Raw genomic sequence first — 24,207 nt, forward strand, 5'->3', positions numbered from 1 at the left:
ACTAGGTATCTGGCCCCTCCGCAGACGGTCGAGAAATCTTACGAACCAGGGACAAACTGCCCTCTCGCACCGGTTTCGGTGCTCGGCCGGGGGTTCGGGTTCTTAGACTGAGGCCATGACTCATGCACCCGCGAGTTCTCCCCTGCGCGACCGCAGGCTCCTCCTCGTCGAGGACGACCCGACCGTCGCCGAGGTTGCCCGCAACTATCTGCGCGCCGCCGGATTCCTCGTCGACGAGGTCACCGATGGGTTCCAAGCCCTCGACGCCGTCGCCGAGGGGGTCCCCGACCTCGTCGTGCTCGACCGGAAGCTGCCGGGCATCGATGGGACAGAGGTGTGCCGTCGTCTGCGGACCTTCTCAGACGTTCCAATACTCATGCTCACTGCGCTCTCGGCCACGGAGGACCGGATCGACGGTTTCGAATCCGGGGCCGACGACTACCTGACGAAGCCGTTCTCCCCGCGAGAACTCGTGCTGCGCGTGGGGTCGATCCTCAAACGCACCGTCGACGAGGCGGCACCAGAGGTCCCCTTCAGGCTGGGCCCGTTCCGGCTCGACGTCTCCGCCCGGAAGGTGAGCCGCAACGGGGTTCCCCTCGAGCTTTCGGCACGCGAATTCGATCTCCTCGCCTTCTTCCTCAAGCACCCGCACCAGGTCTTCGATCGTGAGGCCCTTCTCAAGTCCGTCTGGGGATGGGAGATCGGCGACCTGTCGACCATCACCGTGACCGTGCGACGGTTGCGAGCGAAGATCGAAGACGACCCTTCCCAGGCGAAGCACCTGGCCACGGTGTGGGGAGCCGGCTACCGCTTCGACGTTGAGAAGGAGAGCTGATGCTCCTGCCGTTTCCGGAGATGTCCATCATCTTTCTTGTCGCGATCGGCTGTTCTGTGGTCATCGGTGGACTCGGCGTCTTTGCACTGTGGCTGTTCCGGCGTCGATCGCTGAGAGTTCGACTCGTCATCATTGTGGCGACGACGCTGTCGTCCGTGCTCGCCGGCATGATCGCTATCTCCGCGGCCATGTATCTGTCTGAACACGACCTCTACGTGTTCTTCACCGTCGCCTTCGCCTCCTTCCTGTCGACGATGGTCGTGACGTGGGTGCTCGGCCGGCTCATCGCCCGGGAGTACCGCGACCTCAAGACCCTGACGGCCGAAGTCGGTGAGGGACGTCGCCTCGGTGCCAGCCCTGACCCCAAGGACGTCTCCGAGACCGCTCAGGTGAAGGCCGAACTCATCTCCACGAGCCAGAAGCTCGCCGATGCCAGAGACGAGGTGGCAGCCCTCGACCGTTCGCGCAGAGAACTCATCGCATGGATCGCACATGACCTGCGGACTCCGATGGCGGGGCTCAAGGCCATGGCCGAGGCGCTCGAAGACGGAATGGTCGACGATCCCACCAGATACCACGAGAAGATCAAGCTGCAGGTGGATCGGCTCTCACATATGGTCGACGATCTGTTCGCTCTGTCTCGGATACAGTCGGGCAACCTCGAACTCGACAGCGTTGAGATCAGCCTCTATGACCTGGTGTCGGACACTGTGGCCGATCTGCGTCCGATCGCCGAGTCGAAGGGAATCTCGGTGGAGGCGCTGGGCCTCCAGGACGTCGTGGTGACCGGTGATCCCAGGGAGCTGACCCGCGTGGTCGAAAACCTGTTGATGAATGCCCTGCAGCACTCTCCCAAGAATGCCGAGGTCGTGCTCGAGACGAGTCGGAACGGTCAGCAGCAGGCTGTGCTCACGGTCAGCGACGCCGGCGGAGGGGTCCCAAACGCGGCACTGACCGAAATCTTCGTCACCGGTTGGCGCGGCACCCCTTCACGAACTCCGGAAGACGAGGTGCTCACCGCGGGTGCCGGCCTGGGACTGGCCATCGTGCGCGGAATCGTCGAGGCCCATGCCGGCACCGTCGGAGTCAGCAACACACCGGCAGGAGCGCGCTTCGAGGTTCGACTCCCCGCAGCAGCACCCCTGCTCTAGGCGCCTGCACGAATTCCTGCGATCGGTCGTCAACTAGACTGATCAGGTGCTCAAACCCATCCTGTGGCCGGTCCTCGCACCGTCCCTTCTCTTCGCCGTCGGTGTGGGCGCAATGCTTCCGGTTCTGGTCCTCGGTGCGCTCGACCTGGGCTCGAGTTCATCCTTCGCCGCCGCCATCGTCGGCATCATGGGCGCAGTGTCCCTTGTCGCGACTGTGCCGGCCGGGATCCTCATCGACCGCCTCGGCGACTTCCGGGCGATGCTCGTCGCCACGATGACCGCGGTCGTCGTTCTCGGCGGGATCGTCGCGTCCTTCCTCTGGGACTCGCCTGCCTCGCTTGTTCTCTACACGGTGGCGCTCATGCTCTTCGCCCCGGTCGCCGATGTGTGGAGCCTGGCCCGGCAGGCTGTGGTCGCCGAGGTGATGCCGGCGAAGGACCTGGCCAAGGCGATGACGGCGCTGGGTGGAACTCAGCGGGTGGGCAACCTGATCGGCCCCATCGCCGGCGCCGGACTCATGTTCGCCTTCCCGCTGTGGTCGGTGTTCGTCTTCGCTGGAGTCGCGGCCGTCGCCGCCATCGTCGTCATGGCCCTGCCCATCGCCCACATCCCCGGCTACTCGGGCCGCGGGAACTCTGGTGCTGGTGCGTCCGATTCACGTCAGGCGCTGACAGTACCAGAGCAGCCCCGCCCTCGCCTCGATGTGAGGTGGAAGGCTGTGGTCCTCGTGGGGATCTCGGTCGCTGCACTGACTGTGGCTCGGTCGGCTCAGCCCGTGGTGATCCAGCTGTGGGGCGTCGAGATCGGGATGCACGAATCGTCGATCTCGCTGCTCATCGCCTTCGGCGCCGCCCTCGAACTCGGCTTCATGTTCCTCGGCGCCTATATCAAGGACCACCTCGGGCGGACGACGACGTTGGTGGTGTGTCTGACGATCTTCGGGTCCGGCTTCATCGTCATGGTGCTGCGTCCGGATCTGACCGGCATGATCGCGGCCGCAGCAGTCATGGCCTTCGGCAACGGTCTGGGTGCGGGTGTGAACATGACCATCGGTGCCGATCTGTCGCCGGCGATCGGACGCGCCCGTTTCTTGGGCATCTGGGCGATCTTCTCCAACGGCGGCAAACTGGCCGGACCGACCCTCATCTCACTGGTCATCACGGTCGCCTCACTGCGCTTCGGGATTCTGTTCCCGGGGCTCTTCGCCATCTTAGGCGCTGTGTGGGCTCTCATCTGGTCCCAGCAGATCCGCCTGCCCAGTCGACGCCGCCGCTGAAGACCGGTCGAACTCCCCTGAACCGTCTAGGCTGGTGACAACCCACCTTCAACGCCCGGACTGCCCCACCCAGACACCCCCGTGGAAGGAGAGGCGGACATGGTCGCCCTCGATTTCGGAGCCTTTGCGCTGCTGAGCATCGCTGCCCTGCTGTTCCTCCTGCTTCAATCATGGCTGGCTGCCACGGTTGTGCGACGCGTCGTCGGTGTCCCGACGGGCTGGCCGCGAACCATCGGCGTAGGCCTGGTGATGAGCGCGGTCATGGCCGTGACAGTGCAGTACCTCTATCGCGCCGGGACAGGACAGAATCCTGGCGGTCTCGACGTGGCCCCGGGTGTCGCACTCATGCTCCTGCTGCTGGCGACCGGCTGGATCTTCGCCCTCGGCGTCGGTGCTCTCGTCGTCATCGAAGCTGCCTTCCCGACAGGATCGGTGCCCGGTCCGCAGACGCTGTTCTTCGGCTGGAAGGCGCGCAGGCGACGCGGTCGACGCTACGCCGAGGTCGTCTCGATCGCCGTGCGTCACGGCCTGGGTGCACAGATCCGCGGCTTCGGTCGGGGCACGGCCCCTGGGCGCGAGGCGAAGACGGCCCGAGCCCTGAAGAACTCACTGTCCGAAGCCGGAGTCACCTTCGTCAAGCTCGGCCAGATGCTCTCGACTCGTCGTGATGTGCTGCCGCCCGAGTACATCCGCGAACTGGAGATGCTGCAGACTCAGGTCTCTCCCGAACCCTGGTCCGTCATCGAACCGGCGATCGTCGAGCGCATGGGCAGGCCGCTGAACGACGTGTTCTCCCGCATCGACGCAACACCCCTGGCCGCGGCCTCGGTGGCGCAGGTCCATGAGGCCACACTGCTCGACGGCACCGACGTCATCGTCAAGGTCCAGCGCCCGAAGGCTCTCAACCAGGTCAATCAGGACCTCGACATCATTCTGCGTTTGGCCAGATGGCTGAACAAGACAACCGTGTGGGGCCAGGATCTGGGAATCGAGGCCCTTGCCACGGGCTTCGCCAACTCCCTCGAAGAGGAACTCGACTATCGGATCGAACTCGGCAACATGCGCACCATCGAGGACAGTCTGAAGCGGTCGGGCAAGTTCTCCGTGACGGTGCCCCACGGCTATCCGCAACTCTCGAGCGAACGACTCCTCATCATGGACAAGCTGCCGGGACAACCGGTGTCTTCGGCCGGGGCCCTCCTCGCGGAGCTCTCGGAGAAGGAACGGAAGGCTTTGGCCACCACTCTTCTCGGCGCCACACTCGAACAGATCATCACCGATGGCGTCTTCCACGCCGACTTGCACTCGGGCAACATCTTCATCATGCCCGACGGCGGATTGGGCCTGCTGGACTTCGGCGCGGTCGGCAGACTCGACCCGGGAACGCAGACGGCCCTGGGACTCATGCTCTACTCGATTGATCAGAACGACAGTGCAGGAGCCACCGACTCCCTCATCGAACTCCTCGGACGCCCCGAGAACCTCGACGATCGGGCCGTCGAACGTGCGGTCGGCGAGCTGCTCACCCGCTACGGCGGCGGAAGCCACTCGTACAACGGGCAGAAGCTCTTCGACGATCTGTTCAACCTTGTCCTGGCCCACCGGTTCTCAGTCCCGGCCCCGATCAGTGCAGCATTCCGTGCCCTGGCATCGGTCGAAGGGGCCCTCCTCGTCATCGACCCCACCTTCGATGTGGTCGCCGTCGCCCGCAGCGAGGGCAACCGACTCATGCGCAGCAAGCTGAAGTCCACGAAGATCACCGACGAACTACAGCGCCGTGCGATGCAGATCCTGCCGATGATCGACCGCCTGCCTCGGCGGCTCAACAAGATCACCGAGGACCTCGAGCAGGGCCGCTTCTCGATGAATATGAGCGTACTGGAGAACACCTCCGATCGACGATTCCTCACGAGCCTGTTCCAGCAGCTCATCGTCGCTGTCCTCGCCGGCGCTGCGGTATTGGGCTCGATCGTCCTCATCACCAGCGAGGAAGGGCCGCTGCTGACCGAGGGCATCCACCTCTACGCGTTCTTCGGCTTCGTCCTGCTCTTCGGCGGCTTCGTCCTCAGCATGCGATCGCTCATGCTCGTCTTCAAACGCGACGTCGACCGTTAGCGCGTGCGTCCCAGGCGCCCACCTGTCAGGCTCAAGAAGCCGGGATCTCGAATTCAGAGGTGAATTCGGGGATCTTCTTGTCCTCGCCGAGCACCTTCGCCTCGGGACGGAGGTAGGTTCCCTTGAGCTCGTCGGCCGTTTCACTCACGTAGATCGGAATGTAGCCCGTGTGCTCTCCATCGCGACGTGGCGCCAGGTCGAAATACTCATAACCGGCATCCTCGATTTCGGCACTGGCGCTCGATGCGTAGTTGGCCTCTTCGCCGGCGCTGTCGAGGTAGAAGTCCGCTGAGCTGATGGTCCCGCCGTAGCTCTCGCCTGGTTCCACCTTCACTTCGATGTAGACCATCTCTCCATCAGGGTTGTCGGCGGCTTCGTAGTACTCGGTGGGGTTGTTACGCACCGCAGATACGACGGTGATGACATCCCCGGTCTCCTTATCGGTGAACTCTGCACCGACCTTCACCTCGGTGCCCTCGGCCTTGTCGCTCGCGCCTTCGGCATCGTCCGTCTCTGTGGTCTTGTCTGCTGTCTCTTCTGCTTCGAGGGCTTCGCCCTGCGCTTGGGTGGGCTCTGCGCCCTCGGGGGCTGTCTCCGCCGCCGAGTCATCGGTGCCGCAGGCTGACAGCGCCAGCACGGCGGCAAAGGCCAAGGCTGAGGTCTGCGTGAGGATTCGGGCTGAGTGGCGTCCGGTGCGGTTCATCGGGTTCCCTTTCGACATGATGGGCACTGCATGAGCTGTGTGATTGACAGCTGTTTGGCCCTGACAAGGAAATACTCTATGGTCAGCGACCCCGGATGCGGGTGATGATAAAAGCACACCTCGTAGCAGATCTGCCACAACTCCCGAGGACGTTCGCGCGAGTCTGCACATCGCCGCACCCAAGCCAGTGCCCGAGCCGGTGCCCAAACCGGTGTCCGAGCATGAAGAAACCAGGCCAGACAATTCACTGTCTGACCTGGCTGAGTGGAGCCCCCCATCGGACTCGAACCGATGACCTTCGCTTTACAAGAGCGGTGCTCTACCAACTGAGCTAGGGAGGCGTGGCGGCGAAACGATGTCGTCGGCGCCTACACGATAGTAGTCCATTTACCGTCGCGGCGACAAAACGGGCGCGAGGCAGACTTCGCTCACGAACATCGGTCGACCACCACCTTCGCGTCGGTCGACCACCTCGGCGGCGGTCGACCGATGCTCGTGAAGCCGATCAGCCCTTGATCTCTCCGGTGGCCTTGAGGATCTCCAAGGTCAGCGCCTGCGGGTCGCTGGTCTTGTCGGTCTGCTTGCCGTTGATGAGCACCCACGGAGTAGCTTCGACTCCGTTGTCCAGAGCCTCCGTCGAGGTCTTCTCGACGAAGTCCTTGAACGACTGATCCGTGACGCAGCTCTCGACGGTCTGCTCGGGATCGGACTGGAGCTTCTTCGAGGTGTCGACTCCGGCATCCTCAGCGACCTTGAGCAGTTCCTCATCGGTGCGGCCGTTGCCCTGCTCTTCGGGCTGCTGGGCATACATTGCGGGGAAGAAGTCCCTGACGGTTTCGGGCTGCGAGTCGACGACGCAGGCTGCCGAGTTGGCCGCGCGAGTCGAGTATTCGTTGCCGCTGGACATCCGGTCGAGGATCGACACCGGTTTGTACTCGAGCACGATCGAGCCTTCGTCGGCGAGCTTCTCCAGAGTCGGGGTGTTCGCGTCCTCGAATGCCTTGCACCCTGGGCATTGGAAGTCCAGGTAGACCGTCACGGTTGCAGCATTCTCCTTGGCACCGGCATCGGCCGGAGTCGGCAGATCCGACTCCTCACCGTCGGGCATCTGCTTCGGCTGCACCACTTCGCCGTCCTTGGCCATGCTGACACCGCCGGCGACGAAGTTGGCCGGAGTCATCCCCGGCTTGCTCTGCTGGAAGATGAGAACAGCGACGACCGCGGCCACGACGACGACGACAACACCGATCCCCACGTAGAGGATGGTCTTGGCGGTCTTCTCCTTCTTCTCCTGAGCCGCTGCGATCTGGCGCGCGTTCTCACGTGCCTGGTTCCGCCGATTGTCACCGGAATTGTTCTTCGCCATTGTTCCTCACGTTGCGATCGTCTGACGTCGGCCCAACCTCGGACCGTGGGGAATCGGGTCGACATACGAGTCCCGACCGTCCCACCTTACCCAAACAGGTGGTGCCCCGACTCCCAGTGAAATTCAAGGATCAACTACGCCGGGGCTGAAAGGTGCCTATACAGGTTCGGGCAGATAGGTGAATGGGTTCGTCGGCAGGGGCCACCAGGACATGCCGGAACCCGTCTGGATGACCATGATCGCGATGATGATGAGGAGCGCGATCGCTGACAGGGCGATGAGCCGGCCCAGCTGGTTGCGCGTCACCCCGGAGACCATGAGCCGTGATCCGAATCGCAGGCTGCCCGCACCTGGCCCCAGCCACAGAACCAAGCCACCGGCGGCACCGGCTGCCCACACCGAACACTGCTCCGAGTATCCGCTGGGCACGATTCCCGCAATGTCGAGACGGGTCAGCACGAGCATCGCGACACCCGCGATCGCCGGCAGGACGAATGATGTGATCGAGGTCAGCACCGATGCCAGAAGCGCACCCGGCGCCGAGGCGAGCGAACGCAGGAATCCCCTGCCATTCGTTCCGCGTTCGAACCGGTGCTTCTGGGCCTTGCGGTCCAACCGTGTGCCGGTCCGCGCCAGGATCGACCACAGGAACACGATGAGTGTGACGAGCAGCGGGGCCAGCGGCATGATCGCGATCGCCAGCAGGATGAGGGCGAACACCACCCATCCGCCGGTTCGGATCGTCCGGTAGGTCATCGGCCCCCAGCCGTAACCCTGCTGGTCCGGCTGGCCCGGTCGGCTCTGCTGTCCTGACTGGATTCCTGTGCCGGTGGGCTCGGGTCGGGCAGTGCCCTGACCTGCTGCCGGACCGCCGCGAACGGTCGGAGGTCCACCGAGTCCGTACCCTGTCCCGCCGAGGTTGGTCCCGGCCATCGCTGATCCCGGAGCGGCCTGGATGCCGCCGTTGGGATTGCGCACGGGCGGTGCGGTTCCCCGGTTCATCTGGCCCGGGTTCATTGTGGGCGGGTTCCCCTGCACGCCGGGCATCATCCCGGATCGGGCCTGCGGCTGCTGGCCCTGCACCTGTGGGCCCTGTGGGCGCTGACTCTGCGGACGCTGGCCCTGTGGAGAATAGCCCTGTTGTGGGTATCCCTGCGGGTCAGTTCCGCCGGTCCCCGCGCCTCCGGGTCCCATTCCACCGGGCGCGTTCGGGGTCGGCGCTGAACCCGGGTAGCCTCCGCGCGGCGATCCGTGCCCGGTGGCACCGTAGCCGGAAGCGTCGTATCCGGCGGCTCCGATGCCTCCGCCAGAGGCTGCGGCACCACCGACAGCAGCACCAGCCGCGGCTCCGCCGGCACCAGCGGCGGCTCCGCCGGCAGCAGCGCCGAAGGCTGTGCCCAAGGCGTTGCCGTAGCCTGACCGGCTGCCCGCACCGCCGTCGACCGCGGGCATCCGGGCAGTCCCGGTCGGCGATGCCTGGTTCGAACTCCCGGCAGCCGGACCGGATCCCAGCTGCGGTTCGCGTCCGGACTCGATGTCGACGAGTGCGTCGAGGATCATCTGACCGCTGGGTCTGCGTTCGGGCTTCGGGTCGAGGCAGGCCGCGATCAGGGGAACGAAGTTGCGGGGAGCGTTGTCGAGATCGAACTTGCCCATGGCCACTCGCCCCAGCACCGCTTCGAGAGGACCAGAGCCGTACGGGTTGCGGCCGGTGGCGGCATAGGCCATCGTCGCGGCCCACCCCCACCAGTCGGTCTTCTCACTCGAAGTCTTGCCATCGGCGATCTCAGGGGACAGGTATCCGGGCGTTCCCATCACCAGGCCCGTCGCGGTCACCCGCACCTCGTCGGCGACCTGGGCGATGCCGAAGTCGATGACCATCGGCTCGCCGTCCATGATCATGACGTTCGCGGGTTTGAGGTCGCGGTGGATGACACCGGACTCGTGCACAGCATTGAGGGCATCGAGGAGGGCATGGCCGAAATGGACGAGTTCATCCTCGGCGAAGGGACCGTTGTCTCTGACATCATCGGACAGCGTCTGCCCGTCGACGAATTCGGTGATGATGAAGGGCTGCGCGGATTCGAGCTCGGCGTCGAGCACCTCGGCGATTCTGGGATGCTTGATCCGTCGCAGGGTCCTGACCTCGCGTCCGAGGCGTTTGCGAGCGGTCTCATCATTGGCGATATGCGGGTGAAGAACCTTCACTGCGACAGGGTTGTTTCCGCCGTCGACACCGAGATAGACGACACCCATGCCGCCCGAGCCGAGCTCCTCGATGAGGCGGTAGCCTCCCAGATCCTGAACCATCACCCTCCCAAGCGTAGTCGAGCGAGTACAGTTCGTTCTAAGGACCGACACAGGAGGAGGCGCAGATGAACACCGTCAACTCTGCCGAAACCACTACCGCATCCGCGTATGGTGACAGCGATTTCGTCGTCGTCGCGAACCGTCTGCCCGTGGACAGGGACCCTGCTGAGAAGAGCCAAGGATGGCGCACCTCACCTGGGGGTTTGGTCACTGCAGTGGCGCCGGTGATGAAGTCTCAGGAGGGTGCGTGGATCGGCTGGACCGGGGTGCCCGACGTCGATTTCGACCCGTTCACGATCGACGGGATGAATCTGGTTCCCGTCACCCTGTCGAGTGAGGATGTCCTCAAATATTATGAAGGATTCTCCAATGCGACATTGTGGCCGCTCTATCACGATGTGATCGTCCCGCCCGAGTTCCACCGCACGTGGTGGGACTCGTATGTGCGTGTCAATGAGCGCTTCGCGGCCAAGGTCGCCGAGGTGGCTGCCGAGGGCGCCACTGTCTGGGTCCATGACTATCAGCTCCAGCTGGTTCCGCAGCTGGTGCGCCGGATGCGTCCCGACCTGGCGATCGGGTTCTTCAACCACATCCCCTTCCCACCCTACGAACTCTTCGCACAGCTGCCCTGGCGCGATGAGATCCTCCGCGGCCTCCTCGGCGCGGATCTCATCGGATTCCAACGTCCTGCCGATGCCGCGAACTTCCGACGTGCGGTGCGCGGACGTCTCAATTTCACGACGAAGGGTTCAACGGTCAACGTCCCGGCCGGGGATTTCCTGCCGGAGCACATCGTGCGCGCCGAAGCCTTCCCAATCTCCATCGACACCCCTTACCTCGAGGAGCTGGCGCGTGATCCGAAGATCATCGAACGTGCCCGGCAGATCCGCGAAGAGATCGGCAACCCGAAGGTCGTCATGCTCGGCGTCGACCGGATGGACTACACGAAGGGCATCCGACATCGGCTCAAGGCCTTCGGTGAGCTGCTCGCCGAGGGCAAGCTCGATGTCGAGGACGTCGTCCTGATCCAGATCGCCACGCCCTCCCGAGAACGACTCGAGCAGTACAAGATCATCCGTCACGATGTGGAGCTGGCCGTCGGTCGGATCAACGGCGAGCAGGCCGAAGTCGGGTCCATCGCCGTCCACTACCTCCACCATTCCTACCCGCGCGATGAGATGACCGCCTTCTTCCTCGCCGCGGACGTCATGCTCGTGACGGCACTGCGGGATGGGATGAACCTCGTGGCCAAGGAGTACGTGGCTTGCCGCAGACGTGATGACGGCGCCCTTGTCCTGTCCGAGTTCACCGGGGCCGCCGATCAGCTCAAGGGTGCCGTGATGGTCAACCCCCACGACATCGGCGACGTCAAGGCTGGCATCCTCGACGCCGTGCAGATGGATGAGAAGACACGCTCACGGCGGATGAAGCAGATGCGCAAGAAGATCGCCACGGATACGGTGAGCATCTGGTCGAAGAAGTTTTTGGCCGAACTCGAGGCCATCCACACGAACCCGGAGGCGATCATCCCCGACCGTCCAGCCGCCCTGCCCGAACGGCCGACGACGGCATCCGATCGCATCACCTCCACCGTCGCCGCACAGGACTCCAGCCCGGCATCTGCACCCGGCGAGGGCCGTCGGTGACATCGGATCCGGCCTCCATGCCGCCTTCCCAGCCCCGCCCCGGTCAGTCCCGCTCAGAGCGGCCTCGACCTGAGGCTGTGCCACCCGAGCCGCTGTCACCTGAGCAGGCACCCTCACCACGATCGACTCCCGATTACACGCCGTCGGCCGACCTCGATCTCAGACAGATCACCGGCACCGGTTCAGTCCTCATCGCCCTCGACTTCGACGGTGTCCTCGCGCCGCTGCAGGACAATCCCGACCTGTCCCGGCCGCTCCCGGAATCGGCACAGGCGATCGTTGATCTCAGCACCCTGCCCGCGACCCGGGTGGCACTGGTCTCCGGTCGAGACGTCACCACCCTGCGGCGCCTTGCCGACCCGCCCCCGGCGGTGTGGCTGGTCGGTTCGCACGGCGCCGAGGTGGACCTGGGCTCGTCATCGCCGGCCTCGACTCCCTCACCTGAGGTGACGATGGATCAGCCCCAGGTCAGCGTCGCCGAGCAGCGGATGCTCACCGCGATCGATGCCCATATCGAGTCTTTCGAACACGACCTGTCCTCGGGATCAGGCACGAGTTCGGAGCCTGGCTCGGGCTCGGAGCCTGACTTGGACTCAGAATCTGGCTCGGCCTCAGAGCCTGGCTCTGGCCCGGTCACTGAGGTCAGGGTCGAGCGGAAGCCGTTCTCCCGCACGGTGCACACGCGTGGCCTCGACTCGGAGTTCGCGTCCGCGCTGCACGCCCATGTCATCGCCGTCCAGGCCGAACATCCAGGAATCCGCGTCATCGAGGGCCATGACATCACCGAGCTTGCAGTGAAGACGGCGACGAAGGGCGATGGTCTGCGGGCGCTCATCGCCGCCGGTTCACCCGCCGCGGTCCTCTACCTCGGCGACGATGTCACCGACGAGGATGCCTTCGCCGAACTCGAAGATCTGCCGACGGGCCTGAGCATCAAGGTCGGACCGGCCCCGACCCGCGCGCCGTGGCGGATCACAGATCCCAGCGCGGTCGCAGAACTCCTCACACGACTCGCAACCGAACGCCGCGCACAGCTGCCACAGCCCTGAAGCGCCTCGCCGGCTGCATTCTCAGCGTCGCTGCGGCGGCACTATCAGCGTCGCTGCGGCGGCACTGCGCTGGCCCGCAGGACGAGGTCCGGGGTCATCGAATAGTCGATGGCCGCCGCCTCGCCGGGATTGGCCATCATCGCCCTGACCTCGTTGAGCGCGGAGACGGCGATCGCCTCCCAGTCGTAGCTGACCTGCGACAGGGGTGGTGCGATGACATCGGCATCGGGCATGTCCCCGACGGTGAGCAGCGAGAGGTCCCGCGGAACGTCGAGGCGAGCGCGCGCGGCAGCTTCGAGAATGCCAAACGACAGCGATGGTGCGCAGGCGATGACGGCTGAGCACTGCAGGTGGAGCAGCTCCTCGGCCGCGGCGACTCCGGCCATGGTGCCTCCTGCAGCTTCGACCACGGGCGCCTGGTCACGGGTGGCGGGAATGTGGAGGACCTGGGCCATGGACTTGCGGAATCCGGCGATGCGCACTGCCGCGGCTGAGTCGCGGAGCACGGCGAGCCCGATGCGACGATGCCCCAGGTGTACGAGGTGCTGCACCGCGGTCGCGATGCCGTCCGTGGCGTCAAGGACGATGCGAGAGATCCCGTCCTCGTGCCGGGCATTGGAGACCCTGATCTGCGGCAGGTTCCGCTCGGCCAGTTTCGCGGCGAGTTCACCGGCCGCTCCCCCGCCGAGGACGATCGCTGCCTGGACATGAGGGTCGCTTCCAGCCGGGCCGAGCAGAGATTCGGCCAGGGCATCGGCCCGGTAGGCTGCGGCCTCAACATGCACAGCAGCAATCCCCTGGGCGAAGACTTTGCTGGTCAGAAGGTCGAACAGGCGTCCATAGGGGTCGACGTTGCCTGCAGGAGCGGCAGGCCTGACCAGGGCGACCATCTGCCTCGACGGTGTGTCGTGACTGCCCGAGTCCACGCCGAGGATGGCCAACGCCCGGCGGACCTTGGCCAATGACCCCGGGGACACTGTGTCCGGGTGGCGCAGTGCCCGCGAAGCAGTCGCCTTCGACACTCCTGCCGCACCGGCGATGGCACCGAGTCCGACATGTCTGTGCTCACCGGGTTCGGGCACGGTGGATGCATGGAGTGCCTCGGCTGCTGTGGAGGCACCGGCACCGGGGTGTGAGTCGGCGCTCGGGGTCACTGTCGCGCCGCCGTCGTCGAGGCCCTGGCCAAGAGCCGGGGCCGAAACACCGGCGGGACCGATTTCAGGTCCTCACCGGAGATCTTCAGCGTCGACAGGGTGGCTGCGACGAGCGCCTGCGAGAGCCCCTCGACGTCGATGCCGAGAACGGTAGCCGGTGGCCCGGTGAACTTCATCGTCGGCGAATCGCCGAAGCCAACGATCGACATGTCCCGCGGGACCTGCAGGTGCCGGTTGCGCAGACCCTGCAGAGCCCCGTGCAGCTGCAGGGCCGACTGCACGATCACCGCGGTGCAGGTCGCATCCTTGAGGTCGAGGACGGCGCGCGAACCGCCGGAGAAGGACTTCGGAACCTGCGAGATCCAATCATCGAGCTTGACCCCGAAGTTGCGCGCGGGATGCTCGGCGCGGAAGCGTCTGATCAGCTGCACCGCAAGCTCACCGCTGTCATTGCAGATCAGACCGATGCGTCGGTGGCCGATGGCCTGGAGATGTTCGAAGGCCGTCGTCATTCCCCCGCCGAGGTCGAGGCGTGCGGCGATGATGTCGCCGCTGACATCACCGGAGTCCACCGCCGACTGCTCGTCGACGCGAATGCAGGGGATGTCGGTGTGCAGACTCGTCAGCGTCGGCGTCACGAGGGCAACGGCACCGGCGTCGACGGCGACCTTCAGCGGCGTGGTCTCGGTCTCGACCGGCGGACGGGTGATGAGCAGACCATGTTCCTGCAGAGATGCGGCGACGCGAGTACAGACCTGAACCTGCCAGTACTCGGGATTTCCGGGCGCGCTGACGGCCACCAACCGCTTCGGTGCCTCATGGAGGAGGGTGGAGCGAGAGTAGCCCAAGGTGTCCATGGCTTCGAGCACTCTTGCCCGGGTCTCTTCGGCCACAGCACCGCGCCTGCCGAGGACGCGGGACACTGTCGCCAGGGACACGCCCGCCCGGGCGGCGACATCGTCGAGCTTGACCTTCATACTGGGAAGTCTATCGGGGCCGACCCCACCGGCGACCACCTCAGCGGCGGTGTCCCTCGATTGCAGATTCGGCTGACAGCCTCGGCTGTGTCCGACACGCCGCCTGCGCACACAATTGCACAAACAAACTTGTCTGTCAGTTCGGCGCGTGAGAACCGTTGAACAATCGCTGAACCCGCGGTTTCTCACCCAGCATCCGCCCAGGTGTGCGCCTGCGCGCTGGCACAGTGCTGAGAATCACTCTACGCTTCGTCGAATAGGCTGTCACAGAGCGCATTCAACGGCTTAGGATGTGAATGACTGAGCATCCCCGCCAGGTCACCGACGACCAGCTGCTCACGAATACTTTAGGAGGAAACATGTCAACAGTGTCGTTGAATGGCCTCAGTCATGCCTACGAGAACACCGTGTCCCCCTCGGTGCACCCGTTCAATCTCTTCATCGACGACGGCGAGTTCGTCGTCCTCTACGGACCATCCGGATCCGGCAAATCGACCATCCTGCGGATGCTCCATGGCCTCGAGGCCCCCAAGACCGGCACGATCCTCATCGACGGAGTCGACGTCACCCACGCCGCGGTCAACGATCGCGACGTCACCCTTGCCCTTGAGAGCTACGCCCTCTACCCGCACATGAGTGTGCGCGACAACCTCGGCTTCGCGCTCCGTGTCGATGGTCTCCCGGCCGAGGAGATCCGTGAACGCGTCGAGTCCGTGACCTCGAAGATCGGGCTCAGCGACATCCTCGATGCCGTGCCCGGTGATCTCTCCGCCCTGCAGCGCCAGACGATCGCCCTGGCCCGCGCCGTGGTCCGTCAGCCCAAGGTCCTGATCATGGACGAACCGGTCGTCAACCTCGTTCCCGAGTACCAGGCCGACACCCTGCGCCTGGTCAAGGATCTGCAGCAGGAATTCGGGCTGACCACCCTCTATGCCACGGCCGATCTCGATGACGCGAAGGTCCTCGGCGACCGCATCGCCTTCCTCGACCATGGGCGTCTGATCGGGGTGGAGAAACCTGAAGTCGCCGAGGCGCTCGTCGCCTCGATCGCGGACGTGGACTCCTGATCGGTGCCTGAAACCTCAGCACCGCAGATCCACGCGGTCCACAGTGCCGATCACGACGCGATCGCAGGACTTCCGTGGCATCTTCCCCTCGGTGAGTGGCCCCAGGATTTCCTCGGTGGTCTGCCCCGCGGCATCTCCCGCCATGTGGTGCGCTTCGTCGAGATCGGTGATGAGGTCCTCGCCATCAAGGAGACCGACGACCGTCGGGCCCTGCGCGAATTCGACATCCTCGGCGTGCTCGGAAACCTCGCCGTACCCACGGTCGAACCGCGCGCCTATGTCACCAACCGATCCACCGCCTCGGCGACGGAGCTGCCTGGGGCACTGCTGACCGCCTACCTCAACTTCTCACTGCCCTACCGTGCTCTGTTCTCCCGGTCGCTGGCCGCGGACGCAGCCGACCGCCTCGTCGACGCACTCGCGGTCCTGCTCGCCCGGCTTCACCTGGTCGGCTTCTACTGGGGCGACGTCTCCCTGTCGAACACCCTGTTCCGGCGCGATGCCGACGCCTACGCGGCCTATGTCGTCGATGCGGAGACCGGTGAGCTCCACGATCAGCTCTCCGACGGTCAGCGGCAGATGGATCTGCGCATCGCGCGCACGAACATCGCCGGTGACTTCCTCGATCTGCAGGCCGCAGGCCTCATCGAATCGACGGTCGACCCGATGGCCGCCGGCGAGCGTCTCTTCGAGGCCTACAACGGGCTGTGGCGGGAGCTGACTCGGGTCGAAGAGTTCTCCGTCAACGAGCGCTGGCGCATCGACGAGCGCATCCGCCGCCTCAACGACTTGGGCTTCGACCTGGGCGAGTTGACCGTGACCACCGACCTCGACGGCGTCAGCCTGCTGGTCGAACCGAAGGTCGTCGAGCCCAACCACCATTCCCGCAGACTCCTGCGACTGACATGCATCGGTGCCAACGAGAACCAGGCGCGGACCATGCTCAACGACCTCGACTCCCACCGCAGCGCACCCGGCTTCACCGGCGGAGCACACGGCTCGGGCGAGCAGCCCGTCGAACTCGACGAGGACCAGGCCGCGCGGCTGTGGCTCGACGAGGTCTACAAGCCCCTCATCTCCGCCATCCCTGAGAACCTCACCCATAAACTCGAACCTGGCCAGATCTTCTATGAGTTCATCGAGCACCGGCGCGTCATGTCCCGGGCCAGGCAGCGCGACATCCCCACGATGGAGGCCATCGCCTATTTCATCGTCGACTACCTCTCGAACCTCCCCGACGAAGCGCTCTACGTCGACAGCCAGAAGTTCTGAGAACGTTAGCGCTGGGATTCCACCAAGTGGAACGTGGACCCGAGCACCACCTCGGCGGGCATATGTTTGAGGACTATGAGGCGATCCCCGCCTGAACTGCCAGTGCTACGCAAAGGACCTTCGATGTCGCAAGTCCCGCAGAACTCATCACCCTCGACGCAGAATTGTGTGCCGACGAATGAGAACAACCCTTCGATCCCCTCCCTCTTCGACCTCAGCGGCCGCACCGCCGTCGTCGTCGGAGCCGGTTCCGGACTGGGCCAGGCCAGCGCGATCGGCCTCGCCGATGCCGGTGCCCACGTCGTCGTCGCCGACCTCAACCTCGATGGTGCCGAGGAGACCGTGCGGATCATCACCGAACGCCAAGGCGATCCGGGCGGCACAGGAAGCACGGGCGGCACAGGCAAGGGCGGACACAGCGCGGCCTCGTCGCCGGGGGCCGAGGCCGCACGCGTGGACATCACCGATACCGAATCGGTCAATGCCCTAGTCGCGGCCCACCCGGAGGCCCAGGTTCTCGTCATCACCCCTGGTGCGAACGTGCGCAAGCGGCTGTTGTCGACGACCGACGAGGAATTCGACCGGGTCATCGACATCAATCTCAAAGGCACCTATCGCCTGATGCGCGGATTCGGCGTCGAAATGGCTGAGCGCGGCCGCGGTTCGATCGTCACCTACTCATCATTCCGGGCTCTGGCGATCGAACCTGGCCAGGGCATCTACGCCGCGGCCAAGGCCGGTGTCGTCCAGTTGACGAAGACCCTGGCCAGTGAGCTGGGGCCACAGGGCGTGCGCGTCAACGCGATCCTGCCCGGTCCCTTCGACACTCCGCTGACGCAGCAGATCAAGGCCGATGATGAGTGGTGGACCGCCTATGCGGAGAAGACCGCGCTGGGCCGCTGGGGGCACCTCCACGAGATCGCCGGACCCGTGCTGTTCCTCGCCTCCGACGCCTCGACGTATGTCACCGGACACTCGCAGCTCGTCGACGGTGGCTGGATGGCCCAGGACGGTCGCTTCTCCCCTCGCCTGTAAGGCTCCGATGTAGGTCTCCGCTGCTGCTCTCGGGCAGGTGCTGTCGCGTGCGGCGGTCGGGCGCTGTCGCGTGCGGTCGCAGCACGGAGGCACGTGCGACCGTGGTGGGTGCACGTGCAAGAATATTCGCATGACCGTTCGAGACAACCCCACCTCCCCGACAGCGACCGATCGACCCCGGCTGGCCAATCAACTGGTCCGTCGCAAGTCGATCAGCAGCATGGTCGAGGACTCCCAGGATGCGTCCACCGGCGGTCTGCGCAGAACCTTCGGCGTCTTCCAACTGACGATGATCAGCGTCGGCGCCACCTTGGGCACGGGCATTCTCGTCATCCTCGGCGAGGCCGTGCCTATCGCCGGGCCTGCCGTCTGGTTGGCCTTCATCCTGGCCGGAATCACCGCCCTGCTCTCCGCCGTCAGCTATGCGGAGATGGCGGGCATGGTCCCTGTGTCGGGATCGAGCTATTCGTATTCCTATGCGACCCTCGGCGAGGGCGTGGCGTGGATCTGCGGTTGGTGTCTCGTCCTCGAGTACGCGGTGTCCGTGGCTGCGGTGGCTGTAGGGGCCGCCGACTACGTCAATGAGACGCTGCGGATCTTCGGAATGTCGCTGCCGCCGTCACTGTCGGCCGGCCCCGATGGTGAAGGCGGAGTCATCAACCTCTCGGCCCTCATCGTCGTCCTCCTCGCCACGGTGCTGCTCATGCGCGGGGCCAAGGAATCAGGCATCGTCAACACGATCATCGTGTTCGTCAAGCTCGGCATCCTCGTCTTCTTCGCCATCGTCGCGTTCACCGCGTTCAAGGCCGGCAACTTCGCACCGATGCTGCCCATGGGCGCCGCCGGAGTCACCGCCGCGGCCTCGAGTGTGTTCTTCTCCTACATCGGCTTCGACGCAGCCTCGACCGCCGGCGAGGAGGCGAAGAACCCCAAGCGGGACCTGCCCCGGGCGATCATCCTCTCCATGGTGATTGTCACCACCATGTACGTGCTCGTCGCCGTGGCCGCGATCGGTGCCCGGGAATGGCAGTGGTTCGGTCTCGATTCGACCACGGCTCCCCTGGTCCAGATCGTCCACGAGCTCACGCAGTCCAATCTCGCGGTCTTCATCTTCGCCATCTCCGCGGTGCTCGCGATCCTCTCGGTCGTCATCACCGTCCTCTACGGACAATCACGCATCCTGCTCACGATGTCGCGCGACGGTATGGTTCCGAAGGTCTTCGGCATCGTCTCACCCCGGACCGGCACTCCCCTGGTGGGAACCCTGGTCACCGGCGTGCTCGTGGCGATCACCGCGGCACTGATCCCACTCGGCGAACTCGCGAATGCCACGAGCATCGGCACCCTGTTCGCCTTCTGCCTCGTCAACATCGCGGTCATCTATCTGCGCGTCAGACGCCCGGACCTGCCACGCTCATTCACGGTGCCCTTCGGCCCGACGATTCCCATCCTCGGGTCCCTGGCGTGCGCCTTCCTCATGATCAACCTCGGCGGGACCACCTGGCTCGTCTTCGGCCTGTGGATGCTCGTCGGCTTCGTCGTCTACCTCACCTACAGCCGCCGCCACTCCCGCGTCGGTGCCCTCAGCAACAGCGACTACCGCGCCAGCATGGACGCCTGAGCGCCGATACGGTTCGCTCAACCTCCCCGACGTCACAAAACCTCCCCGGCGCCGGGCGTTATTAGTGACGTCGGGGAGGTTGAGCGCGGACTGATCGGCCTCAGCCGCGGCGGGTGCGGGCGACCTCGTAGAGGGAGACGGCTGCGGCGATTCCCGCGTTGAGGGACTCCGTGGTCGCAGCAATGGGGATCGAGACGATCTGATCGCACTTGTCGGCGATGAGGCGAGAGATGCCCTTGCCCTCAGAGCCGACGACGATGCACACCGGGTCACGGCTGAAGGTCAGCTCCGGCAGCTCGACGTCTCCGTCCATGTCGAGCCCGACGACGAAGACGTTCTGCTTCTTGAGCTCGTCGATGGCACGCGCGAGGTTGACGACCTGGGCGACTTTGATGCGGGCCGCAGCACCGGCGGAGGTCTTCCATGCGGCTGCCGTCATTGAGGCGGCACGACGCTCGGGGATGATGACGCCGTGGCCGCCGAAGGCAGCCGCGGATCGCACGATGGCACCGAGGTTCCTGGGGTCGGTGATGCCGTCGAGAGCGACGAGGAGCGGAGCCTCCCCCTGGTCGGCTGCGACCTCGAGCAGGTCACGGGGCTCGGCGTAATCGTAGGGCGGGATCTGCAGGGCGATGCCCTGGTGGATCGCGTCGTCGGTGAGCCGGTCGAGGTCGGGCTTGCTCGCCTCGAGCATCGAGATGCCGCGCTTGGTGGCCAGGGTGATGGCCTCCCGGACACGGTCATCGGAGTCGATCCGGCCGGCGACGTACATCGCGGTTGCGGGTACGTCCTCGCGCAGGGCCTCAAGCACCGAGTTGCGCCCGGCGACCATGTTCGGACCGTTCTCCTTCTTGCGGCGTCTGGCCTGATTGGCGCTTGAGGCCTTCTTCGCCGCTGCCGTCTTGTGTGCCTTGTGATAGACACGATCCTCGGCCTTGGGCGTGGGGCCGCGGCCCTGCAGGCTGCGCTTGTTCTTGCCGCCGGAGCCCTTGGTCGGGCCCTTCTTCGAGCCGGCGGCGCGTGGGTTGGAAGCCATGTGAATCCTTAAGAGTCGTAAGTGGTCACGAACCGGAGTCCGTCACCGGGAGAGATTTTCCGAGCAGAGAGTCGTGGGTCAGCTGTCCTTGACGTGGTAGCGGTAACCGTCGGCTGTGTCCTCGATGACGATTCCGGCGGATGCCAGATTGTCGCGGATCGCATCGGCGGTGGCGAAGTCCTTCTCCGCCTTTGCCGCGGCCCTTTGTGCGGCGAGGCCATCGACGAGGGAATCCAGCGCCGATTCCACCGTCGCATTCGTTCCTGAGCCGGCCCACGCCTCGGCGCTGGGATTGACTCCCAGGATATCGAGCATCAGCTCCACCTCGGCGACGATCTGCGTGAGAGTGTTCCGGTCCTGGCCGGAATCGAGGAGCTTCGCACCCTCGGTGACCTTCGCGAAGACCACGGACAGTGCACGGGGCACGCCGAGGTCGTCGTCGAGTGCCGCTGCGAACTCCGTGGGTACGTCGACGCTGCGACCGCGGTAGGAGTCGCTGACATCGGGCAGTGCGGGTGCGCCGTCTCCGAGCGTCTGCCGGGCCCGCTGGAGGAAATTCGCCAGGCGGTCCAGCGAGGCCGTCTGCCGGTCCATGGCCTCGGGTGAGAACTCGAGGATCGACCGGTAGCTGGCACCGGTGAGGAAGAAGCGCACGGCCAGCGGGCTGTAGCGGTGGAAGAGTTCGGAGGCGAAGACCGAGTTGCCGAGCGACTTCGACATCTTGTCCCCGCCCACATTGAGCAGGCCCGAATGCATCCAGATATTGGCGAACCGGTCACCGGCCGCGCGTGACTGGGCCAGCTCGTTCTCATGATGAGGGAAGCGCAGGTCAAGCCCGCCCCCGTGGATGTCGAAATTCTCGCCGAGGTACTTCGTCGACATGGCCGAGCACTCGATGTGCCAGCCCGGTCGGCCCCGACCCCAGGGAGCCGGCCACGAGGCGGTGCCGGGCTCACCGGGCTTGTGCGCCTTCCACAGCGCGAAGTCCCGGGCATCCTTCTTGCCCCGCAAGTCCGCATCGTTCGCAGGCTCCATGTCCTCGAGGCGCTGGTTGGTCAGTTCCCCATAGTCCGCCCACGAGGCGGCCGCGAAGTAGACATCGCCGCTGTCATCGAGTGCCGGGTAGGCATACCCCGCTGTGATGAGTCGATCGATGAGCTCGATCATCTCGGTGATATGTCCGGTGGCGCGGGGTTCGTAGCTGGGCGGCAGCACATCGAGGGCGGCATAGGCCTGAGTGAAGGCCCGCTCGTACTTGAAGGCGTGGGCGAACCAGGGTCGACCCTCCTCGACGGACTTCGACAGGATCTTGTCGTCGATGTCCGTGACATTGCGGACTAAGGTGACGCTGTAGCCGCGATACATCAGCCAACGACGAAGCTGGTCGAAGACCGAGGCCGAGCGCAGGTGGCCGATATGGGGCTCGCCCTGCACCGTGGCACCACAGACGTAGATGCCCACATGCCCGGCATTGACGGGGCGCAGTTCGTCGGTGGTGCGGCTGGCGGTGTTGTACAGAGCGATAGTCACGCACACAAGTCTACCGGGGACAAGCGTGATGCTGTTGGCTGCGCGGGCATCATGACTCAGGGACGACTATGAGGTGTCCGACATTTGATACGAGAGTGTTACACAGCTCACGTGACTTGGGGCACGTTTCACAGTGGCCTCCCATTATGCTGGGGAGCAAGTCAACGCGACCGTGTCTGCTTCATCATGAGGAGACCCTCGTGGGCGGTACGCTCGCTTGCCGGCGACTACGTCACAGCAGACCGTCATACCGGCATCAGCCTCACAACAATGTGGTTGGACAGAAAGGAACACCGTGTCTTCCACCAAATCACCCCAGAGGGAGGTCTTCGCCACCCGCGGCGCGTTCATCTTCGCAGCCATCGGATCGGCAGTCGGCCTCGGCAATATCTGGCGCTTCCCGTACATCACGTACGACAACGGCGGCGGCGCCTTCATCATCCCCTACCTCGTCGCTCTTCTGACAGCCGGCATTCCGCTGCTGTTCTTCGACTACGCAATGGGCCACCGGTCCCGCGGCTCAGCGCCGCTGGCGTTCCGGATGGCGTCGAAGGTCGCCGAGCCCATCGGCTGGTTCCAGACCGGTGTGGCCTTCTTCATCGGCATCTACTACGCAGCCATCATCGGCTGGGCCGGCTGCTACATGTTCTTCTCCCTCAACCAGGCCTGGGGCGATGACGCGACCGGCTTCTTCACCGAGACGTTCCTTCACGCCAGCGACCCGGGCATCTCGTTCGAGTTCGTCCCCGGCATCCTGATTCCGATCATCCTCGTGTGGGTCGTCACGCTGGGAATCCTCCTGGCCGGCGTGCAGAACGGCATCGCGCGATTCTCGAAGATCTTCATCCCGCTGCTCGTCGTCCTGTTCCTCGCGCTCGTCGTCCGGGCCCTGTTCCTGCCGGGCGCCTTCGACGGCATCAACGCACTGTTCACCCCGGACTTCGCTGCGCTGACAGATCCGGCAGTATGGATCGCGGCCTATGGACAGATCTTCTTCTCGCTGTCGATCGCCTTCGGCATCATGATCACCTACGCCTCTTACCTGAAGCGGAAGACGAACCTGACCGGTGCCGGCCTCGTCGTCGGCTTCTCGAACTCCGCGTTCGAGATCCTCGCGGGCATCGGCGTCTTCGCAGCCCTCGGCTTCATGGCCGCGGCACAGAGCACGCAGGTCTCCGAGGTCGCCGACAGCGGCATCGGACTCGCGTTCATGGCGTTCCCGACACTGATTTCGGAGATGCCGGGAGGCGCGCTGTTCGGCTTCGCCTTCTTCGCCTGCCTCGTGTTCGCCGGACTGACTTCGATCATCTCGATCGTGCAGGTCCCGATCCAGGCAGTGCGTGAGAAGTTCGGCCTCGGCGACAAGGCCTCGACCTTGCTCGTCGGCGGAATCATGGCGGTCATCTCGATCCTGCTCATGCCCACCGTCACCGGCCTCTACGTCCTCGACACGATCGATGCCTGGGCCAACAACATCGGCATCGTCGGCGGTGCCGTCGTGGCGCTCATCTCCATCGGCTGGATCGCCCGCAGGCTTCCTGTCCTGCGAGATCACCTCAACGCGATCTCGAGCTTCAAGGTGGGCTGGCTCTGGATGATCATCCTCGGCGGTCTCACGACCATCGTGCTCATCTACATGCTCATCACCCAGATCATCACCTACTCGACCGAGGGCTACGAAGATTATCCAGTCGTCCTCACGGGCACCTTCGGCTGGGGCATGATCGGACTGCTCATCATCGCCTCGATCGTCCTGACCCTGATCAAATGGCCCCAGAAGACACTCGACGCGGCTGAAGCGGCCGTCGCCGATTCTGTGGCCGAAGAGAATCGTACAAACACCACTCACGGAGGAGCACACTGATGGGTACTTCAGCAATCGTCATGATGGTCATCGCCATGGTCACCGTCTGGGGCGGCCTCATCGCCGCAATCATGCACCTGCGCAAGCATCCGGACGGGGAGTGATCACCACCGACAGATGGTGACCTCACACCCGAGATCTGTTCCGACGAAGGCGGTTCGACACCTGGCAACAGGCGGCGAACCGCCTTCGTCGGTTCG

The 24,207-nt window shown here is 64.8% G+C and carries 19 protein-coding genes and 1 tRNA gene; 12 read left to right on the forward strand and 8 right to left on the reverse strand.

Annotation, left to right across the window (positions count from 1 at the left end; genetic code table 11):
- Window positions 1-115: 115 nt before the first annotated feature.
- From JTF07_RS04865 to JTF07_RS04880, 4 genes are all read left to right on the forward strand, one after another.
- On the forward strand, window positions 116-835 hold the full coding sequence (locus tag JTF07_RS04865) for a response regulator transcription factor (RefSeq protein WP_204233145.1): 720 nt from the start codon (window positions 116-118) through the stop codon (window positions 833-835).
- Window positions 835-1,986 carry a sensor histidine kinase gene (locus JTF07_RS04870; RefSeq protein WP_204233146.1) on the forward strand — a complete coding sequence of 384 codons (1,152 nt, stop codon included), beginning with the start codon at window positions 835-837 and terminating at the stop codon, window positions 1,984-1,986. Before JTF07_RS04865 ends, JTF07_RS04870 begins: the two co-directional genes overlap by 1 nt.
- A gap of 46 nt (window positions 1,987-2,032) precedes the next feature.
- Window positions 2,033-3,262 carry an MFS transporter gene (locus JTF07_RS04875; protein WP_204233147.1) on the forward strand — a complete coding sequence of 410 codons (1,230 nt, stop codon included), beginning with the start codon at window positions 2,033-2,035 and terminating at the stop codon, window positions 3,260-3,262.
- 99 nt (window positions 3,263-3,361) lie between these two features.
- The gene (locus tag JTF07_RS04880) at window positions 3,362-5,377 is read left to right on the forward strand and encodes an ABC1 kinase family protein (protein WP_252199285.1); all 2,016 of its coding nucleotides are present in this window, start codon (window positions 3,362-3,364) and stop codon (window positions 5,375-5,377) included.
- A gap of 31 nt (window positions 5,378-5,408) precedes the next feature.
- Here the strand turns inward: JTF07_RS04880 and JTF07_RS04885 are convergent, their stop codons facing one another.
- The 4 genes from JTF07_RS04885 to JTF07_RS04900 all read right to left on the reverse strand — a co-directional run bounded on the left by JTF07_RS04885 (window position 5,409) and on the right by JTF07_RS04900 (window position 9,756).
- Window positions 5,409-6,098: a hypothetical protein gene (locus tag JTF07_RS04885; RefSeq protein ID WP_252199287.1), complete on the reverse strand. Its 690-nt coding sequence runs from the start codon at window positions 6,096-6,098 to the stop codon at window positions 5,409-5,411.
- Between the two features lie 247 nt (window positions 6,099-6,345).
- A tRNA-Thr gene (locus JTF07_RS04890) sits at window positions 6,346-6,421 on the reverse strand.
- 164 nt (window positions 6,422-6,585) lie between these two features.
- Window positions 6,586-7,446 carry a DsbA family protein gene (locus JTF07_RS04895; RefSeq protein ID WP_204233148.1) on the reverse strand — a complete coding sequence of 287 codons (861 nt, stop codon included), beginning with the start codon at window positions 7,444-7,446 and terminating at the stop codon, window positions 6,586-6,588.
- A gap of 156 nt (window positions 7,447-7,602) precedes the next feature.
- Entirely contained in the window at window positions 7,603-9,756 is a 2,154-nt protein-coding gene (locus JTF07_RS04900) for a serine/threonine-protein kinase (protein ID WP_204233149.1), read from the reverse strand.
- Window positions 9,757-9,821: 65 nt separating this feature from the next.
- Between JTF07_RS04900 and JTF07_RS04905 the strand changes: the two genes are divergently transcribed.
- Window positions 9,822-11,402: an alpha,alpha-trehalose-phosphate synthase (UDP-forming) gene (locus tag JTF07_RS04905; RefSeq protein WP_204233150.1), complete on the forward strand. Its 1,581-nt coding sequence runs from the start codon at window positions 9,822-9,824 to the stop codon at window positions 11,400-11,402.
- Window positions 11,403-11,479: 77 nt separating this feature from the next.
- Window positions 11,480-12,451 (forward strand): trehalose-phosphatase, encoded by a 972-nt coding sequence (locus JTF07_RS04910; RefSeq protein WP_204233151.1) that lies wholly within the window; start codon window positions 11,480-11,482, stop codon window positions 12,449-12,451.
- Window positions 12,452-12,495: 44 nt separating this feature from the next.
- On the opposite strand, the gene JTF07_RS04915 is transcribed toward JTF07_RS04910, so the two are convergent.
- Together JTF07_RS04915 and JTF07_RS04920 are read right to left on the reverse strand one after the other, a co-directional pair.
- Window positions 12,496-13,605: a substrate-binding domain-containing protein gene (locus JTF07_RS04915; RefSeq protein WP_353843872.1), complete on the reverse strand. Its 1,110-nt coding sequence runs from the start codon at window positions 13,603-13,605 to the stop codon at window positions 12,496-12,498.
- Window positions 13,602-14,582, reverse strand: coding sequence for a LacI family DNA-binding transcriptional regulator (locus JTF07_RS04920; protein ID WP_204233152.1), 981 nt, complete (start codon window positions 14,580-14,582; stop codon window positions 13,602-13,604). The genes JTF07_RS04915 and JTF07_RS04920 overlap by 4 nt, the downstream gene beginning before the upstream one ends.
- 296 nt (window positions 14,583-14,878) lie before the next feature.
- Here JTF07_RS04920 and JTF07_RS04925 point away from each other — a divergent pair, with 296 nt between their 5' ends.
- From JTF07_RS04925 to JTF07_RS04940, 4 genes are all read left to right on the forward strand, one after another.
- Window positions 14,879-15,649 (forward strand): ABC transporter ATP-binding protein, encoded by a 771-nt coding sequence (locus tag JTF07_RS04925; protein WP_143920600.1) that lies wholly within the window; start codon window positions 14,879-14,881, stop codon window positions 15,647-15,649.
- A 3-nt stretch (window positions 15,650-15,652) separates the two neighbouring features.
- Complete coding sequence (locus JTF07_RS20805; protein WP_204233153.1) at window positions 15,653-16,921, forward strand: DUF4032 domain-containing protein; 1,269 nt, start codon at window positions 15,653-15,655, stop codon at window positions 16,919-16,921.
- A gap of 123 nt (window positions 16,922-17,044) precedes the next feature.
- Window positions 17,045-17,956: an SDR family NAD(P)-dependent oxidoreductase gene (locus tag JTF07_RS04935; protein ID WP_213018581.1), complete on the forward strand. Its 912-nt coding sequence runs from the start codon at window positions 17,045-17,047 to the stop codon at window positions 17,954-17,956.
- 130 nt (window positions 17,957-18,086) lie between these two features.
- Window positions 18,087-19,577: an amino acid permease gene (locus JTF07_RS04940; RefSeq protein WP_204233154.1), complete on the forward strand. Its 1,491-nt coding sequence runs from the start codon at window positions 18,087-18,089 to the stop codon at window positions 19,575-19,577.
- 100 nt (window positions 19,578-19,677) lie between these two features.
- Here JTF07_RS04940 and rlmB read toward each other — a convergent pair whose 3' ends face one another.
- Window positions 19,678-20,613, reverse strand: coding sequence for a 23S rRNA (guanosine(2251)-2'-O)-methyltransferase RlmB (gene rlmB / locus JTF07_RS04945; RefSeq protein ID WP_204233155.1), 936 nt, complete (start codon window positions 20,611-20,613; stop codon window positions 19,678-19,680).
- 78 nt (window positions 20,614-20,691) lie between these two features.
- Window positions 20,692-22,143: a cysteine--tRNA ligase gene (gene cysS / locus JTF07_RS04950; RefSeq protein ID WP_204233156.1), complete on the reverse strand. Its 1,452-nt coding sequence runs from the start codon at window positions 22,141-22,143 to the stop codon at window positions 20,692-20,694.
- A gap of 295 nt (window positions 22,144-22,438) precedes the next feature.
- Here cysS and JTF07_RS04955 point away from each other — a divergent pair, with 295 nt between their 5' ends.
- Both JTF07_RS04955 and JTF07_RS04960 read left to right on the forward strand, forming a co-directional pair.
- A complete protein-coding gene (locus JTF07_RS04955) occupies window positions 22,439-24,007 on the forward strand; it encodes a sodium-dependent transporter (protein ID WP_204233157.1) in 1,569 nt (522 codons plus the stop codon).
- The gene (locus tag JTF07_RS04960; protein WP_143920606.1) at window positions 24,007-24,111 is read left to right on the forward strand and encodes a methionine/alanine import family NSS transporter small subunit; all 105 of its coding nucleotides are present in this window, start codon (window positions 24,007-24,009) and stop codon (window positions 24,109-24,111) included. The genes JTF07_RS04955 and JTF07_RS04960 overlap by 1 nt, the downstream gene beginning before the upstream one ends.
- The last annotated feature ends 96 nt before the right edge of the window (window positions 24,112-24,207 follow it).

It is taken from the genome of Brevibacterium sp. RIT 803, from assembly GCF_016892625.1.
GTDB lineage: Bacteria > Actinomycetota > Actinomycetes > Actinomycetales > Brevibacteriaceae > Brevibacterium.